This window comes from Sphaerisporangium rhizosphaerae, from assembly GCF_042665155.1.
GTDB classification, from domain to species: domain Bacteria; phylum Actinomycetota; class Actinomycetes; order Streptosporangiales; family Streptosporangiaceae; genus Sphaerisporangium; species Sphaerisporangium rhizosphaerae.
Map to the genome: position 1 here is coordinate 536,465 of NZ_JBHTCG010000002.1, position 17,200 is coordinate 553,664.

The window sequence follows — 17,200 nt, forward strand, 5'->3', positions numbered from 1 at the left end:
GGACGCGTCCACCCGCGAGGTCGCGGCGCGCAGGCGGACGTGATCCCGTCGGCCCGCCGCGACGGCCGCGCGGAGGCGCGGTGGCGGCGCGACCGGTTCGTCCTCTGACCCCCATCTTCGATCTGGCCGACTACGCGGAAGCGAGCTGAAGCCGACATGACCGTCCTGCGTCCGCATGCGGAAGACCTTTATGCCGAGGAGCTGGCGATCCTGGCCAAGTCCGACGACCGGCCGAGGCCGCCGGGCTGGCGGCTCTCGCCTTGGGCGGTGACCACCTACCTGCTCGGCGACGGCCGGGAGATCACGCCCAAGTACATCGGGCCGCGCCGCATCGTCGAGGTCGCCGTCGCCACCCTCGCCACCGACCGGGCACTGTTGCTGCTCGGCGTCCCCGGCACCGCCAAGACCTGGCTGTCGGAACACCTGGCGGCGGCGATCAGCGGCGACTCCACGCTCCTGGTTCAGGGCACGGCCGGCACCGCCGAGGAGGCGATCAGGTACGGGTGGAACTACGCGCGGCTGCTCGCCGAAGGGCCCTCGCGCGAGGCGTTGACGCCCAGCCCTGTCATGCGCGCCATGGCCGAAGGCCGGCTCGCCCGTGTCGAGGAGCTGACCCGCATGCCCTCAGACGTGCAGGACGCGCTGATCACCGTCCTGTCCGAGAAGACGCTGCCGATCCCGGAGCTGAACCAGGAGGTCCAGGCCGCGCGCGGGTTCAACGTCATCGCCACGGCGAACGACCGCGACCGCGGCGTCAACGAGCTGTCCAGCGCTCTTCGGCGGCGGTTCAACACCGTCGTCCTGCCCGTGCCCAACACGGCCGAGGAGGAGGTGGAGATCGTGTCCCGCCGGGTGGCGCAGCTCGGCCGTTCGCTGGAACTGCCGCCGACGCCCACCGGGCTCGAAGAGATCCGCCGGGTGGTCACCGTGTTCCGTGAGCTGCGCTCAGGGATGACGGCGGACGGGCGCACGACGGTGAAGTCCCCCAGCGGCACCCTCAGCACCGCCGAGGCGATCTCCGTGGTGACCAGCGGCATCGCGCTGGCCGCCCACTTCGGTGACGGCGTGCTGCGCGCCGCGGACGTGGCGGCGGGCATCGTCGGCGCGGTGATCCAAGATCCGGTGTCCGACCGCGTCGTCTGGAACGAGTACCTGGAGACGGTCGTGCGCGAGCGCGCCGACTGGCGCGACTTCTACCGGGCCTGCCGCGATGCCTCCTGATTCCCCCGCACACGTCATGACGCCCCTGGTCCCGGCCACCGGCGAGCCGGCTCGGCGACCCGCGAAGCCGGCCCCGGCCATCGCCGAGGCGGTCGAGGGGCCCGCCGCGGCGCCCGCGGTCCCCTCCACGGTGTCCGCCCAAGATCCTCCAGTCGCTCCGGCCGAAGGCGGAGTCGCGGGTCGAGCGGAAGACGAAGCCGATGCCGGTCTCGAGGCCGAGGATTCCGGCATCGGCCAGGTGACCGATGGCCGGAGCGCCACAGGGCGTTCGTCCGAGGGGCGGGAGGCCGGTGGGCGGCGGGTGGGGGCTGGGGCGGCGGTCACGGTGCTCGGTATCCGTCACCACGGGCCGGGCTCCGCCAAGGCCGTGCTCGCCGAGTTGGACAGACTGCGCCCCGACATCGTGCTGATCGAGGGCCCGCCCGAGGCCGACGCGCTGGTCGCCCTGGCGGGCGATCCCGGCATGGAGCCGCCCGTCGCCCTCCTCGCTCACGTGCCGGGCGACCCGGCCAGGGCGGCCTTCTGGCCGTTCGCCGGGTTCTCACCCGAATGGCAGGCCATCCGGTACGCGGCCCGCGCGGGCATCCCCGCCCGCTTCTGCGACCTGCCCGCCGCCCACAGCCTCGCCGAACACCCCGCCCCCCCACAGCCGGACACCGCTCCCGAGGCCGATCGGAGACCGGAGGAGGGGGTGCGGCTGGATCCCATCGGGGAGCTGGCGCGGGCGGCCGGGTACGACGATCCGGAGCGTTGGTGGGAGGACGCCGTGGAGCACCGCGGCGGTGACACCCCGTTCGAGGTGATCGCCGACGCGATGGCCGCGGTCAGAGAGGGGTACACCCCGCACGAGCACGAGGCCCGGCGCGAGGCGTACATGCGCAGGACGATCCGCGCCGCCTTCAAGGAGGGGCACCGACGCGTCGCCGTGGTCTGCGGCGCCTGGCACGTGCCGGCGCTGCGCGAGCCGGGGCCCGCCGCGCCCGACGACCGCATCCTGCGCGGGCTGCCCAAGGTCAAGGTGGAGATGACCTGGGTTCCGTGGACGCACGGCCGTCTGGCCTCCTGGAGCGGCTACGGCGCGGGCATCACTTCGCCGGGCTGGTACGACCACCTGTTCAGCGCGCCCGACCGCCCGATCGAGCGGTGGCTGGCGGCGGCCGCCCAGGTGCTGCGCGAGGAGGACCTTCCGGTCTCCTCCGCCCACGTCATCGAGGCCGTGCGGCTCGCCGAGAGCCTCGCCGTCGTCCGGGGCCGCCCGCTGGCCGGGCTGAGCGAGGTCACCGAGGCGGTCAGGGCGGTGCTCTGCGAGGGCGACGAACTGCCGGTGGAGCTCATCCAGCGGCGCATGGTCGTCGGCGAACGCCTCGGCCACGTCCCCGACGACACTCCGATGGTTCCGCTCCAACGCGACCTGCGCGACCGGCAGCGGCGGCTGAAGCTCGACCCCGAGGCGCTCGAACGCGACCTCGACCTCGACCTGCGCAAGCCGCTCGACCTCGAACGCAGCCGCCTGCTGCACCGGCTCGGCCTGATCGGCGTTCCCTGGGGGGCCGCGCGCGCGTCGCGTGGCAAGGGCACCTTCCGCGAGTCGTGGACACTGCGGTGGCTCCCGGAGTTCGACATCGACCTCATCGAGGCGGGCGCGTACGGCACCACCGTCCCGGCGGCGGCCACCGCGCGGGTGCGCGAACTGGTCGACCTCGGCACGGTGCGGACGGCCCGGCACGCCGCGCCGAGCGCCGGCTCCGCCGCGCGGCCCGCGGTCACGCTGGCGGACCTGACCGGGGTGGCCGAACGGTGTCTGCTCGCCGACCTGCCGGAGGCTCTTCCCGACGTCCTCACGTCCATCTCCGCAAGGGCGGCGCTGGACAGTGACGTCACCCACCTGATGGCGGCGCTGCCGGCCCTGGTGCGCGCCCAGCGCTACGGCGATGTCCGCGGCACCCCGGCCGCCGGCCTGTCGGTCATCGTGGAGTCCCTGCTCGGCCGCATCTGCGCGGGACTCCCGGCCGCGGTCACCGGGCTGGACGACGACGCGGCCCGGGAAGTGCTCGGCCATGTGGACGCCGTCCACGCGGCGGTGGGCCTGCTGGAGTCGCGCAGGCAGGGCTGGCTGGCCGCGCTGCGCGGCGTCGCCGAGCGGCGCGACCTGCACGGGCTGATCGCCGGCCGGTTGACCCGCATCCTGCTCGACGCCGGCACGATCGCGACCGAGGAGGTCGCGCGGCGCATGTCCCGTTCGATGTCGGCCGGCAACCCGCCCGCGCGGGCGGCGGCGTGGGTCGAGGGGTTCCTGTCGGGCAGCGGCCTGCTGCTGGTCCACGACCCGGGCCTGCTCGGCCTGATCGACGCGTGGCTGACAGGGCTCACCGCCGAGGCGTTCGTGGACGTGCTCCCCTTGCTGCGGCGGACGTTCGCCGCCTTCAGCCCGCCCGAGCGCCGCGCCATCGGCGGGCGCGTGTCCTCCGGCGAGTCCGAGAGGGCGAACACGCCCGAGGCGGACGCGGAGCGCGCCGCCCCGGCCGTGCACACCGTGCTCTCCATCCTGGGGAGCGCCTGATGCGCCGGACGGCGGGCCGGGGTGCCACTTCCCTTGGCACTCCGGCCCGCAGCCGGAGCCGGCGCGGGACGCCCGCCGCCGGAGATGACGGTACGCCGGACGGGTGGAGGGAGATCGGCATGGATGAGCGGTTACGGCGATGGCGGCTGGTGCTGGGCGGCGACGCCGACGGCACCGGATGCGCGCTGGGCGGCGATGACGCCCAGATGGACGCCGCACTCGCCGCGCTCTACAACGGAGGGCGCGGCTCGGGCGAGTCCGGCCGCGGCGGGGGCGGCGACTCCCCGCGCGGTGCGGGGCTGGGCGCCTCGGCGCCGCGGGTGGCCCGCTGGCTGGGCGACATCCGCACCTACTTCCCTTCCACGGTCGTCCAGGTGATGCAGAAGGACGCCATCGAACGGCTCAACCTCACCCGCCTGCTGCTCGAACCCGAGATGCTCGAGGCCGTCGAGCCCGATGTGCACCTGGTCGGCACGCTGCTGTCGCTCAACCGGGTCATGCCCGAGACGGCTCGCCAGTCCGCCCGCGCGGTCGTGCGCAAGGTCGTCGAGGACCTCGAACGGCGGCTGGCGCAGCGCACCAGGACCGCCGTCGCCGGGGCGCTCGACCGGTCGGCCCGCACGCACCGCCCGCGCCGGGTGGCCGACATCGACTGGAACCGCACGATCCGCGCCAACCTGAAGAACTACCTGCCGGACAGGAACACGGTGGTGCCGTCCCGGCTGGTCGGGTACGCCCGCCGGCAGCGCGCGGTGATCCGCGAGGTGACCCTGTGCATCGACCAGAGCGGTTCGATGGCGGCGTCGGTGGTGTACTCCAGCGTCTTCGGCGCGGTGCTCGCCTCGATGCGGTCGCTGCGCACGTCCCTGGTGGTCTTCGACACCAGCGTGGTGGACCTCACCGAGCAGTTGCACGACCCGGTGGAGCTGCTGTTCGGCACGCAGCTCGGCGGGGGCACCGACATCAACCGGGCCATCGCCTACTGCCAGGGGCTGATCACCCGTCCGGCGAACTCCATCTTCATCCTCATCAGCGACCTGTACGAGGGAGGGGTGCGTGAGGAGATGCTGCGCAGGGTCGCCGCGATGACGGCGGCCGGCGTGCAGGTCATCGTCCTGCTCGCTCTGTCCGACGAGGGTCAGCCGCACTACGACCGTGACAACGCCGAGGCGCTGGCGGCCCTGGGCGTCCCCGCGTTCGCGTGCACGCCGGACGCCTTCCCCGGGCTGATGGCCGCGGCGATCGAACGGCGGGACATCGCCCAGTGGGCCGAACGCACCCTGTCGGTCCGCGCGACCTGACGGCCACCGCGCCGGTTCGACGCCATGCGGTGGTGACGGGCCATGAGTCGGGAGGTGATGTGGCCGTGGTTATGGGGGCGATGAGGGTGAGAAGGACTTTGCGGGATGGGAGCGTTTTGGGATGGTATGTGAGTTTTGTTGATTCGCTCGTACAGACTGAGAAGCTCAATCATGATCGGGGCCGTGACCGGCGGGCCGTTCCGGAGCCGCCGCACCTCGGGTGACGCGGGCCGGGAGGGCCGGCTTAGGGCGAAAGGCCTAGGTAGGGGGCCGATGTGGCGGACGCGACGGACTCATACGGTGAGCGCGTGTCCTCAGCAGTGATCGAATCTCCGCCCATCTCGCCGCCTGGCGTGTTCAGCCGTCCGTACCGGGGACTCAGCGCCGGCATCGTCGCTCTCGTGCTGCTCATCGCGTTCGAGTACCTCGCGGTGGCGACGGCCATGCCGGTGGTCGCCCGCGCGCTCGACGGGCTGCCGCTCTACGGGCTGGCCTTCAGCGGGTCGATGGCCGCCAGCGTGATCGCCACCGTCGCGGGCGGCCGGTGGAGCGACGTGCGCGGCCCGGTCGCGCCGCTGTGGACGGGGATCGGCGGGTTCACCGTGGGCCTGCTCATCGCCGGGCTCGCTCCCACGATGCACGTCCTCGTCCTGGGCCGGTTCGTACAGGGCATCGGCGGCGGCCTGTTCTCGGTCGCGCTGTACGTGGTCGTGGCGCAGGTGTACCCGCCGGAGATGCACCCCCGCGTGTTCTCCCTGCTGGCCACGGCATGGGTGCTGCCGTCCATCGTCGGTCCGGCGATCACCGGCACCGTGGTGGAGCACGCCGGCTGGCGGTGGGTCTTCCTGGGGATCCCGCTGCTGGTGGCCCCGGCCGCCGTCGTGCTGTGGCACGGGCTGACCGGACGGTCGGCCACCGACAGGCCACAGGACGCACCGCAGGGCGCGTCACCCCAGGTCGCGCCCCAGGCCGCCCCGCAGAACGCGCCGCATGGCGCGCCCTCCGGCGCCGATTTTCGTGCTCGGCTCGCCTGGGGCGGCGTCGTCGCCGTCGGCGCGGCCCTGCTGCAGTACGGCAGCGGTCTGGGCGGCGACGGCTATGTGCTGCTGGCCGTGGGGCTCGCCGTCCTCGCCGTCGCCCTCCCGCGCCTGCTGCCCCGCGGCACGATGCGCGCGGCGCGCGGGTTCCCGACGGTGGTGCTGCTGCGCGGCCTGGCCGCCGGGGCGTCGTTCGCCGCCGATGTGTTCGTGCCGCTGATGCTGACCGGCGAGCGCGGGCTGAGCCCCACCTTCGCAGGCCTGTTCCTCACCGGGTCGGCCCTGACCTGGTCACTCGCCTCCTGGATCCAGGGGCGCCGCCGGTACGACCGCACGCGGTTGCTGCGCGTCGGGACGTTCCTGGTCGCCGCCGGCACCGCCGGCACGGCGTTGCTGGTCTTCGACTCCGTGCCGCTCGCCGCCGGACTGGTCGCATGGCTGGCCACCGGGTTCGGCATCGGCCTGGTCTACCCGACGCTGTCGGTCCTCACCCTTGAGCTGTCCGCCCCTGGCGAGGAGGGCAGGAACAGCTCCTCGCTCCAGATCGGCGAGTCGGTCTTCTCGGTCGTCGCCATCGCCGTCACCGGCGCGCTGTTCGCGGCGTTCGACACCGCCTGGTGGGTGTACCTCGCCTGCTTCGGCCTGATCGTCGCCCAGGCCGCCCTCGCCACGCCGATCGCCGGCCGCACCGGACGCTGACGGCCCCGCAGCCGCCCCGCGTCCCGGCCGGCCTGACCGCCGCCCGGTCCGCCGATCACCCGCCCGGGCCGTCCCGGCGTCATGATGTGACCAGGACTCATGACAGAGCAGGGGTCGCCCCGCAGCGTCGCGATGCGGCCCGGACCATGACGGGGCGCCGGAGCCCCCCCGCGTCCCGGCCTGGCCTGGCCGCCGCCCGGTCGGGCGATCACCGCCCCCGGGCCGTCCTGGCCTGACCGGGACTCTTGGCCAGTCGGGGGTGCCCCAGCGGCCTATGACCGGGCCGGATCGCCCCGAGCGTCGAGATGTGGCCCGGATCCATGACAGCGCGCCGGAGCCGCCCCGCGTCGTGATGTGGTCCGGACCATGACGGATCGGAACCTAGGTGACCCGTGTCGTGATGTGGCCTGGACTCGTGACGGACCGGAGCCTTAGATGGCCCGTGTCGTGGTGTGGTCGGGCCTGTGATGGGACGGGGAGGCCCCTATCGTGGCGTGGTCTGACCGTCTGTCGGGCCGGGGGCTGACAGTCGGGCCACCAGCGGGTATGTCGCGCGCGGAGCGCCTCGCCGACCGGAGGTTTCCGCCCGCGCGGGCGGCCCGCGTTTCGAGCGCCTCCCCGCAGCGGGCACCATGGAAGGGACAGGTGTTCGATGAGGGGGTTCCATGCCGCGCGTCCGTGAGCTCGAGGTCTTCCGGCTCGTGCTGCCCTACGGCAGGCGTCCGGAGAGCATCCTGGTCAAGCTCACCGACTACGGGGGGATGACCGGGTGGGGGGAGGTCGTCCAGCCCGCGGAGCTCCGGCCCGCGCTGGGGACGCACACCGCCACCGCCCATGGCCGGGACGACATGGGCGCCGCTGAGGCCGCCGACCGCGATCACGTGCTCGGCAAGACGTGGGCGACGCTGGAGGAGTCTCTCGGCCCCGCGCTTCTCGGCGTCGACTGGGAGCACCCCGACGAACTGGGCACCGTCCCCGGCGGCACCGCCGTCGACCTGGCCTGCTGGGACCTGTGGGCGCGCATGCAGGGCGTCCCGCTGGCCCACGCGATCGGCGGCACCCGCACCTCCCTCATGGCGACGGTGCGACTGGCCGCCGAGCGGTCGCTCGAGGCGATGGTGGCCCGGGTGAACCGCCACGTGTGCGCCGGATACGCCCACGTCACCCTGGACGTCCATCCCGGCTGGGACGTCGAGCCGGTGCGCGCGGTGCGGCAGGCCTATCCCGCCCTGGCGCTCGCCGTGGACGCCCGCGGCGCCTACACCGACGTCTCGGCGCTGGAGGCGCTGGCCTCCTATGACGTGACCGCCATCGAGCGCCCGTTCGGCGGCCCGGACACCGCCCCCGACCTCGACATGCACGCCGAACTGCAGGACCGGGTCACCTCGCTCGTCGCGATCGAGGTGCACTCGGTGGCCGCGCTGCGTGAGGCCGTCGCGGCGCGGGCCGGCGGCGCGCTGCTGCTGCGCCCGTCCCGCTTCGGGGCGCTGCGCGCCGTGCGGACGGCGCACGACGTGGCCGTGGCGGCCGGGTGGGACATCACCGCCGCCGGGGGGCGCGGCACCGGCCTGGCGCGCGCGGCCACGGTCGCCGTCGCCAGCCTGCCCGGGTGCACGCTGCCCAGCGACGTGACCGAGCCGCCGCGCAGCGCGCAGATCGTGACACCCCCGGTCGGGGCCTCCGGCGGCGTCGTCGCCGTCCCGCTCACCCAGCCGGGCCTCGGCCACCTGGTCGACGAGGACCGCGTCCGCCGGCTCGCGGGCGACTCCTTCCGCCTCTGAACACCGAACCGGCAGAACCGGCAGGACCACCCAGTGCAGGTCAGGCCCGGCAGGACGGGCAAGACCGCCCAGGATCGTCAGGACCACCCAGTGCAGGTCAGCCCCGGCAGGACCGGCAGGACCGCCCAGGGAAGGTCAGGACCCAGGTTGCCGATGAACGGGGGCGTCATCTGATCGACTGGTCGTGCCGGAAGATGTCGTGCGGGTCCCAGGTGCGCTTGGCCTGCCGCAGGCGTTCGTAGTTGTCGCCGTAGTACAGGCGGTACCACGGCACGTCGGAGGTGTTCCACTGTGGGCTGCTGAGATCGCGGTCGGGGTAGTTGATGTAGCACCCGTCGGTGACGGCGTCGGGGTCGGTCGCGCCGTCGGCCGAGGCCGGCACCGGGACGCCGCCGGAGGCGTGGTAGACCCGGCGGTACAGCTCGCGGATCCAGCGTTCGTGGACGGCGTCCTCGGCCGGGTCGGTCCAGTACGTCTGGTACTGCAGCTTCATGATCGAGTCGCGCTGCGCCACGGCGGTCTCGTGCGCGCCGACCGCGTTGATCGCGCATCCGTAGGTGTCCACCTGGATGAGCGCCTCGGGGTTGGCGTAGGCGGTGGTGTCGTAGTCGTCGCCGGGGACCTCGGTGTCGTCGCGCGCGCCGGACAGGAAGTTCCACATGACCCGCACCTGCTGGTCGGGGAACGGTTTGCGCATGTAGGCCGACTTGTACTTCCCGCGCCAGCCCGCGCCCGCGCCGTTGAGGGTCTGGGTCGCCTGGATCCACGGCATCAGGCGGGGCTCGTCGTGCAGCCCTTCCATCGGCGGGTGCTCGCCCGTCTCCACGTCCAAGGTGGCGCGCGGCGCGTCCACGCCGTCCTCCATCTGGGCGAGGAAGGCGTCGAGCCGGTCGCGGCCGGCGGCGGGGTTGGTGGCCTCCACCTGCGTGATGAGCCCGATCTTCCCGGCCGCTCGCTGCGTGAGCTTCAGGATGGAGAACAGGCCGGCGTACTCGCTGCCGGGGGCGCTGTTGTCAGCGCAGAACCGCCCGAAGTTCCCGACGAGCCGGGCGAAACGGTCATAGGTCATGCCCTCCCAGCTCCAGCCGACGGCGCTGAGCCAGACGTTGATCGGCGGCCGGGGGAGGTCCTTGAACCAGTAGCGGGTGATCACCCCGAAGTTGCCGCCGCCGCCCCCGGTGTGCGCCCACCACAGCTCGCGCAGGTCGCCGTCGTCGTCCCTGCGGGCGATCACCGCCTGCGCCTGGTAGTCGCCGCGCGGCTCGCGGCGCACGACGACGACCTCCACGGCGTACAGGTAGTCGACCGTCAGGCCGTGCCGGCGCGACAGCAACCCGTACCCGCCGCCGCAGATGTGGCCTCCCGCGCCGACCGAGTAGCAGGACCCGGCGGGCAGCGTGCGCCCGGACTCGCGGTACAGCCGGGCGTAGTTGTGCCAGTTCGTCGCCCCGGCCTCCACGCAGTACGCCCCCATGGCGGGATCGTGGTGGACGCGGTCCATGCCGCCCATGTCGATGATCACCTGGACTCCGTCGGCGGCCACGAAGTTCTCGTAGCAGTGGCCGCCCGAGCGCACGGTGACCCGGGTGCGGCCGCTGTTGAGAGCCTCGTTCAGGGCGCCGATCACCTCGCCGGTAGACCGCACGACTTTGACGTAGTCCGGACGGGCGGTCCAGCGCTGGTTGGAACCCTGGCACAGCGCGCCGTACCTGTCGTCGACGCCGGTCACGGTGATGCCCGAACCGGCTTCCGCGTTGGACACTGCGCTCTCCTTGTGGGGGTTGGCGGCGCCGCCGGCGGGAGGCGCCGGGACGCGGGCGTCCGGGACCTGCCGGCCCGGTGGTGCGGCGGCCGGGGATCGCGGGACGCGCAGGGGCGTGGGGTTCGCGGGCCGCCGGAACAATGCTCGTAACAGGCCACCCGGAGCGCGGATGAGGGAACGGGGAGGACGCGTCATGGCGGACGGCTTTCAGCACGGCCGCGTCGCGGGGGGCGGACACACGAGTAAGACTTACCGTAGCCGACCGACTACGTGATGTGGTCGAAGCATCGCCGTTATCGAACCGTGACCAAGGGTCGGGTGGAGCTCCCGGTCCTCAGGCGCCGCAGATGCTCCGGTCGGCGTGCTTGTCCGGCGTGCCCGTGCGGGTCGTCGAGGGCGACGGGGTGCCTGGGCCCGAGGCGGCCGACGAGGGCGAAGCCGTGACCGGGCCGCCCGCCGAGGGCGAGATCGCCGGGGATGCCGCGGACGCCGAGGGCGAGGTCACCGCGGACGCCGGGGGGGAGGGCGTCGCGGGGCCCGCCGCCGAGTCGCGTATCGCCTTGGCGCTGCGCGCGCGGATCAGCGCCCAGTCGGGGTCGGCGGTGCTGACCAGCGGTGGGACGAACTGCACTCCGGTGACCCGCGCGTCCCGCACCTTCAGCGCGAGCGGCACCAGGTGCTCCAGCATCGACCGGGGGATGTCGGTGCGGAACATGCCCTTCGACGCCCGCGCCAGCTGGTTGAACCTGATCAGCACCGTGCCGGGGTCGGTCTGGTGGAGCAGGGCGTCCAGCACGCACCGCTGGCGTCCCATGCGCGTGTAGTCGTCGCTGTAGGTGCGCGAGCGGGCGAACCACATGGCGTCCGCGCCGCGCAGCTTGCGGGTGCCGGACTTGACCAGGCCCTCGTTGTACTTGCCGAACACCACGTCGGTCGGGACGGTCAGTGTGAGGCCGCCGAGGGCGTCGATGATCCTGGCCAGCCCCCACATGTTGACCAGGGCGTACCAGTCGACGTCCAGGCCCAGGGTGTAGCCGATGGTCTGCTTGAGCGTCTCGGGGCCCATGCCGTGCCGGCCGCCGAACAGCTCGGGGTGGGTCTCGGCGTACTCCCACACCGAGAACAGCAGGTCCTCGCGGGAACCGTCGGGGTTGGCGGGCAGGCGGAAGCCGTCGGGGAACCTGCGCCGCATCGGAGTGCCCGGGGGGAAGCGCACCTTCTCCAGGTTGCGGGGAAGGCTGAGCAGCACGGTGTTGCCCGTGCGCACGTCCACGCTGGCCATGTTGAGGCTGTCGGTGCGCACGCCCACCCGGTTCGGCTGCCAGTCGCCGCCGAGGAGCAGGATGTTCACCCGCGTCCTGCCCGCCCACGGGTCCACCGGGCGGGAGCCGGGCGTCGGCGCCGCCGCCGCCACGGTGGGCGGGGCGTCGAAGACCGTGTCGAGCGTCTCCCCGGACACGATCGCGTACTGGGCGACGACGACGAACGGCAGTGCCACGCCGACCGCCAGGATCCCGGCCAGGACGCCGGAGACCACCTGGCCCGCCTGTGGCAGCTCGCCCGGTTTCAGGACCACGTACGAGCGGACCAGCAGCGTGAACCAGCCGAGCGCCGCGACCAGCGCCACGGCGATCACGGCGCGCAGCCATCCGGGGTCCAGCAGGCGCCCGGCCAGGCCGGCGTCCGCCGTCAGCGCGACGGCCGTGACCGCCGCGAGCAGCACGCCGTACGCGCCGAGCAGCAGGAACCCGGTGCGGCGGTGGCCGGCGCGCAGGTGCGCCGCGCCTGGCACCAGGGCGGAAAGAGCCGTCCACCCGATGACCGCGGCCGTCCCTCGCGGCTTGATCTTCTCCGGCAACGCTGCCCCATCCTCTTCGATCAAGGGGGCAATGTATCCAGCGCAGCCGACGCGGACGTGAACATGCCGGGAACGGCGGTCGAGTTGTACGGGTATGCCGGGAAAGATGTGTCCGACAGGTCAGCGGGCAGGCACGCCGGGTTACCAAGGGATGCCGAACAGCCCGTAGTAGGCCGCGGTGACCATGAGCAGGGCGGTGCCCCCCAGCACCGCGGCGAGCGCGAACCGCTGCCAGCGCCCCGGCTCCCACCCGTCCCGCAGCGCGGCGATCAGGGCCGCGACCGTCGTCACCTCCTGCACCAGCATCAGCACGGCCAGCACCCGGACCACCAGCCACCCGGCGAGCACGGCCGGCCACGCCCCGGCCTGGTTCACCGAGAACAGCACGATCAGCGTGATGAACGCCGTCACGGCGGCGAGCAGGCCCACCCCCGTCCACGCCATGCGGCGCAGGCGGCGGCGGATCCCCGGCCACAGGTCGGGCCGGGACACCAGGGCGTCCCGGCCGCGTAACCGCACGACCATCTCGGTCACCGGGGCCGCGACGTACCCGACGGCGGTGAGGGTCAGCGCGAATCCGAGGATGGCGCCGCGCGCGTACCAGGGCGCCGTGGGCACGTCGGCCGCGACGTAGCGCTGCACGGGCGTCGCCCCCGCGACCTGCAGCCCCGCCGCCGGCACCGCCGTCCTTGGCAGGTTGAGCACCCAGTTGGCCAGCGTCTCCAGGTAGCCGTGGGCGAACGGCCCGCCGTTCACCCGCATCGCGTGGTCGGCCCCGCCCAGGAAGCGGATGGTGTAGTCGGCGTTGTCCGCCTCCCGCAGGGCCGCGGTGAGCTTCTGGGTGCTCTCGACGAACGGGATCGAGGGGTCCATCGTCCCGTAAAGCGCCAGCATCGGCTGCGTCACCCGCCGCAGCACCGGCACGCTGTCGTAGCGCAGGAAGTCGAAGCCGACGCCGCCCATCGCCTTGGTCAGCAGCTCGCGGACCCCCGCGGGGGCGTGCAGGCGCTGGAGCTGCTCGTTCAGCGCCCACGCCACCTGGCGCACCGGCGAGACGACGGGGGCGGACACCATGACGGTGTAGGCGACGTCCATGCTCCTGGCCGCGGCGATCGGCAGCACCCAGCTGCCCTCGCTCACGCCCCACAGGCCCGCACGGCCCGGGTCGACGTCCGGGCGCCCGCGCACCGTTTCGATCATGCGCAGCGCGTCGTCGGCGAGCAGGGAGAAGTCGCGGTGGCGGAAGTCGTACCCGACGGTCCGCTTGTCGTAGGTGAGCGTCACCACACCCGCCCGGGCCAGCCAGGTCGCCTGCGTGGTGAACTCGCCCCGGTCGCCCGACCCAGAGCCCTGGACGAAGACCAGCGCCGGGTGACGGCCGGGAGTGCGCGGCGACCTGATCGTCGCCGTCAGCGTGGTGCCCTGGGCCGGCACGGAGATGTCCTTGACGTCGATGGCGCCGTAGTGCGGGACCGGGCGGTACTCGGCGGCGGGCTGCGCCGGCAGGGCGCTCAGGCCCGCGCTCTGGGTCAGCGGGGGCGGGTCGAAGGAAGGCGGGGACAGCACGTAACCCACCGTGGCCAGGATCCCCAGCAGGACCCCGGTCGCGACGCTCAGCCGGCTCCGGACGCTCACGCCACCTCCTCGTGCGGCGGCTCGTCGTCGGACCGTCGTGCCGCGTCGGCCCACAGGCCAGGCTCTGGCGCGCGCATGTCCTCTATACGAGGGCGTTCCGCCCTTAATATGACCTCCGATCATCAGGTTAAGTCACACGGATGGAACGATGGTGCCGGAGGGGCCACCTTTGTCGGTGGGACCTGTTAGCTTCCTGCGACATGCGTGTCCTGCACACCTCCGACTGGCACCTGGGCCGGGCCTTCCACCGCGAGAGCCTGCTCGAGGCCCAGGCCGCCTTCGTCGACCACCTGGTGGAGACGATCAGGTCGGAGCGCGTCGACGTGGTGGCCGTCGCCGGTGACGTGTACGACCGCGCGCTCCCCTCGGTCGACGCCGTCGCGCTGTGCAACGAGACCCTGCGCCGGCTCGTCGCCGAGAACGTCCACACCGTCCTGATCAGCGGCAACCACGACTCCGCGCGCCGGCTCGGCTTCGGCGCCGACCTGATGGACGCCTCCGGGGTGCACCTGCGCACCGATCCCGCCCGCGTCGGCGAGCCGGTCGTCGTCGGCGATGTGGCCTTCTACGCCATCCCCTACCTCGAGCCCGAGGCCGTCCGCGCGCCGTGGGCCCTGCCCGAGCGCAGCCACTCGGCCGCTCTCGAGCACGCCATGGGCCTGGTCCGCGACGACCTGGCCGGGCGCGGCATGCCCTCGGTGGTGCTCGCCCACGCCTTCGTCACCGGCGGCAAGGGCAGCGACAGCGAGCGCGACATCAGCGTGGGCGGCGTCGCGCACGTTCCGGTCGCCGCCTTCGACGGCGTCGACTACGTCGCCCTCGGCCACCTGCACGGCCGGCAGCGCATGAGCGAGTCGGTCCGCTACTCCGGCTCCCCGATCGCCTACTCCTTCTCCGAGGCCACGCAGGTGAAGGGGTCCTGGCTGGTCGACATCGGGCCTGGCGGGTTCCGGGGCGCCGAGTTCGTCCCCGCCCCCGTGCCGCGGCCGATCGCCCGCGTCAGCGGCCGGCTGGCCGATCTGCTCACCTCAGAGCGCTGGTCGCCGTTGGAGGGCCACTGGCTGCAGGTCACCCTCACCGACCCGGTGCGGCCCAAGAGCGCCATGGAGAACCTCCGCCGGCGCTTCCCCCACACGCTGGCCCTGTCCTTCGACCCCGAGGACGCCCCGCAGGCCGCGCCCCGCGCGCCCCGGCTCGCGGGCCGGCCCGAGATCGAGGTGGCGCTCGACTTCATCCGCGAGGTGCGCGGCGAGCCGGCCGACGACGGCGAACGCCGCCTGCTGCGCGAGGCCGTCGAGGCATGCCGCGCCAAGGAGGCCCTCGCGTGACCCCCCTCCCCAGGGCGGCCGACGCCCCCATGCCGCCTCCGGTCACCGTCCGTACGCCTCCGCAACCGCCCGTGACCTGGATCAACGCCCCCGCGGCCACGCGACGCACGGGCACCCGGTCGCCGGCGATCCCGATCAACGCAGGCGCGACCGGGTCGCGTACGGGCACGCGACCGGCGGTCGTCCGAGATCACGGTGCATACGGTCTCCGCGCGTACGATCACGCGGGGACGGGTGGCGGCGCCGCTGTGCGAGAGGGGGACGCGCGATGAGATTGCACCGATTGCGGCTGACCGCCTTCGGCTCCTTCCCCGGGCAGGAGGAGGTCGACTTCGACGCCCTCGGCGAGGCGGGGCTGTTCCTGGTCCACGGCCCGACGGGCGCGGGCAAGACCACCGTGCTCGACGCTGTCTGCTACGCCCTCTACGGCCAGGTGCCCGGCCAGCGCAACAGCGCCCGCCGCCTGCGCTGCGACCACGCCCCGGCCGACCGCGGCCCCAAGGTCGAGCTGGACGTCACGCTGCGGGGCAGGAGGTTCCGCGTCACCCGCTCGCCCGTCTGGCATCGTCCCAAGCTGCGCGGCGAGGGGCTCATCGAAGAGAAGGCCAAGGTCCTGCTCGAAGAGGTCCTGCCCTCCGGCGAGCGCGTGTTCCTGTCCGGGCGCGCCGACGAGACCGGCGAGCTGATCGGCGGGCTGCTCGGCATGAACGCCGACCAGTTCTGCCAGGTCGCGATGCTCCCTCAGGGCGACTTCGCCCGGTTCCTGCGCGCCGACGGCGACGAACGGCGCAAGCTCCTCGAGAAGCTGTTCTCGGTGAAGATCTACAGCGAGGTCGAGCGGTGGCTGGCCGACCACCGCACCACCGCCGGCCAGGAACGCCAGGAACTGCGCCAGCGCGTCGACTCGGTCGTCGACCAGATGCGCGGCGCCGCCGGCCCCGCCCTGCTCGCCACCCTCGCCGAGCCGTCCTTCTCCGGGGTCGCCTTCCCCCGAGCCGTCCATCGCGAGGTGGTCTTCCTCTCTGACGCCGTCCCTCCCCATGGGGCCGTCCCGCTAGGTGAGGCCGTCATCCCCGAGGCGGCGGCGGCTCTCGATCCCCGGGAAGAGCCGCTGGAGTGGGCGCGGGCGCTGCTCGCGATGGCGCATGAGGCGTACGTCACCGAGGCGGGGGCGCAGGTGGCGAGCGCAGCGGCGCTGCGGTCCTCGCGCGCCGCGTTCGAGGCGGCACGCGAACTGGCCCAGCGGCAGCGCGCCCACGCCGAGGCTGTCGCCCGCCGCGACGGCCTCGACCGCACCGCCGACGAGCGCTCCGACCTCGCGTCCATCCTCGCCGACGCCGCCCGTGCCGAGGCCGTGCTGCCGCTGGTCCAGCAGGCCGAGCAGCGAGCGGAGGCCGCCGCCAAGGCCGAGGGCCTGGCCGCGGACGCGCTGGCCCGAGCCCTTCCCCTCACGCGCCGTCCCTCCATCGGCCCTGGCGGCGCCGATCACGACGCCACCGATCACAACGGCGCCGATCACAACGGCGCCGATCACAACGGCGCCGATCACAACGGCGCCGATCACAACGGCGCCGATCACGACGGCACCGGCCACTCTGATACGCGCCACGATCGTGCGGGCACTCCGCATACAGGTACGGAAGACCAGGACGCGACGCACACGGGCATCGGACAGACACGTCCGCCCCAGCCGGGCGATGGGCAGGCGCGCCCGCCCCGACCGGATGGTCCCGAACGGCTGGCCGAGCTGGCGCGCGCTCGTCGCGATGAGATCGTCCGGCTGGAGGAGCTTCGTCCTGAGGAGGCCCGGCTCGCCGGCCTGCGTGAGCAGCTCGCTACGTCCGGCAGGCGGCTCGCGGACCTCACGGCGCAGGAGGCCGAGACGGCCGAACGGCTCGCCGCGCTGCCCGAGCTGCGCCGCCGGACCGGTGAGCGGCTGGCGCAGGCCCGCCTGGCCGCCTCCGGCCTGCCCGGGGCCCGCGCCGCCGTGGCCGCCGCCACCGGCGACCTCGCGGCCG

At 73.5% G+C, this 17,200-nt stretch carries 10 protein-coding genes; 7 read left to right on the plus strand and 3 right to left on the minus strand.

Going from position 1 to position 17,200, the window contains the following annotated elements:
• Positions 1–156: 156 nt before the first annotated feature.
• The 5 genes from ACFQSB_RS04995 (at position 157) to ACFQSB_RS05015 (ending at position 8,599) form a co-directional block, all read left to right on the plus strand.
• Entirely contained in the window at positions 157–1,221 is a 1,065-nt protein-coding gene (locus ACFQSB_RS04995) for an ATP-binding protein (protein ID WP_380824493.1), read from the plus strand.
• Positions 1,222–1,546: 325 nt separating this feature from the next.
• Positions 1,547–3,781: a DUF5682 family protein gene (locus ACFQSB_RS05000; protein ID WP_380824494.1), complete on the plus strand. Its 2,235-nt coding sequence runs from the start codon at positions 1,547–1,549 to the stop codon at positions 3,779–3,781.
• A 119-nt stretch (positions 3,782–3,900) separates the two neighbouring features.
• Positions 3,901–5,082, plus strand: a complete 1,182-nt coding sequence (locus tag ACFQSB_RS05005) for a VWA domain-containing protein (RefSeq protein WP_380824496.1) — start codon at positions 3,901–3,903, stop codon at positions 5,080–5,082.
• Positions 5,083–5,390: 308 nt separating this feature from the next.
• On the plus strand, positions 5,391–6,818 hold the full coding sequence (locus tag ACFQSB_RS05010; RefSeq protein WP_380824497.1) for an MFS transporter: 1,428 nt from the start codon (positions 5,391–5,393) through the stop codon (positions 6,816–6,818).
• A 665-nt stretch (positions 6,819–7,483) separates the two neighbouring features.
• A complete protein-coding gene (locus ACFQSB_RS05015; RefSeq protein WP_380824498.1) occupies positions 7,484–8,599 on the plus strand; it encodes an enolase C-terminal domain-like protein in 1,116 nt (371 codons plus the stop codon).
• A gap of 166 nt (positions 8,600–8,765) precedes the next feature.
• Here the strand turns inward: ACFQSB_RS05015 and ACFQSB_RS05020 are convergent, their stop codons facing one another.
• The 3 genes from ACFQSB_RS05020 to ACFQSB_RS05030 form a co-directional block, all read right to left on the minus strand.
• Positions 8,766–10,361 (minus strand): FAD-binding oxidoreductase, encoded by a 1,596-nt coding sequence (locus ACFQSB_RS05020; RefSeq protein ID WP_380824499.1) that lies wholly within the window; start codon positions 10,359–10,361, stop codon positions 8,766–8,768.
• Positions 10,362–10,695: 334 nt separating this feature from the next.
• Complete coding sequence (locus ACFQSB_RS05025; protein WP_380824501.1) at positions 10,696–12,243, minus strand: LCP family protein; 1,548 nt, start codon at positions 12,241–12,243, stop codon at positions 10,696–10,698.
• A gap of 117 nt (positions 12,244–12,360) precedes the next feature.
• A complete protein-coding gene (locus ACFQSB_RS05030; protein ID WP_380824502.1) occupies positions 12,361–13,854 on the minus strand; it encodes an alpha/beta hydrolase family protein in 1,494 nt (497 codons plus the stop codon).
• A 200-nt stretch (positions 13,855–14,054) separates the two neighbouring features.
• On the opposite strand from ACFQSB_RS05030, the gene ACFQSB_RS05035 reads away from it, so the two are divergent.
• Both ACFQSB_RS05035 and ACFQSB_RS05040 read left to right on the plus strand, forming a co-directional pair.
• Entirely contained in the window at positions 14,055–15,182 is a 1,128-nt protein-coding gene (locus ACFQSB_RS05035) for an exonuclease SbcCD subunit D (RefSeq protein ID WP_380824504.1), read from the plus strand.
• A gap of 268 nt (positions 15,183–15,450) precedes the next feature.
• The coding region (locus ACFQSB_RS05040; RefSeq protein WP_380824505.1) for an AAA family ATPase at positions 15,451–17,200 on the plus strand (1,750 nt) is incomplete at its 3' end.

Bases quoted from the DNA above. Each gene is read 5' to 3' on its own strand.
- ACFQSB_RS04995 (WP_380824493.1), top strand. From the start codon at position 157: ATGACCGTCCTGCGTCCGCATGCGGAAGACCTTTATGCCGAGGAGCTG.
- ACFQSB_RS05015 (WP_380824498.1), top strand. From the start codon at position 7,484: ATGCCGCGCGTCCGTGAGCTCGAGGTCTTCCGGCTCGTGCTGCCCTAC.
- ACFQSB_RS05035 (WP_380824504.1), top strand. From the start codon at position 14,055: ATGCGTGTCCTGCACACCTCCGACTGGCACCTGGGCCGGGCCTTCCAC.
- ACFQSB_RS05005 (WP_380824496.1), top strand. From the start codon at position 3,901: ATGGATGAGCGGTTACGGCGATGGCGGCTGGTGCTGGGCGGCGACGCC.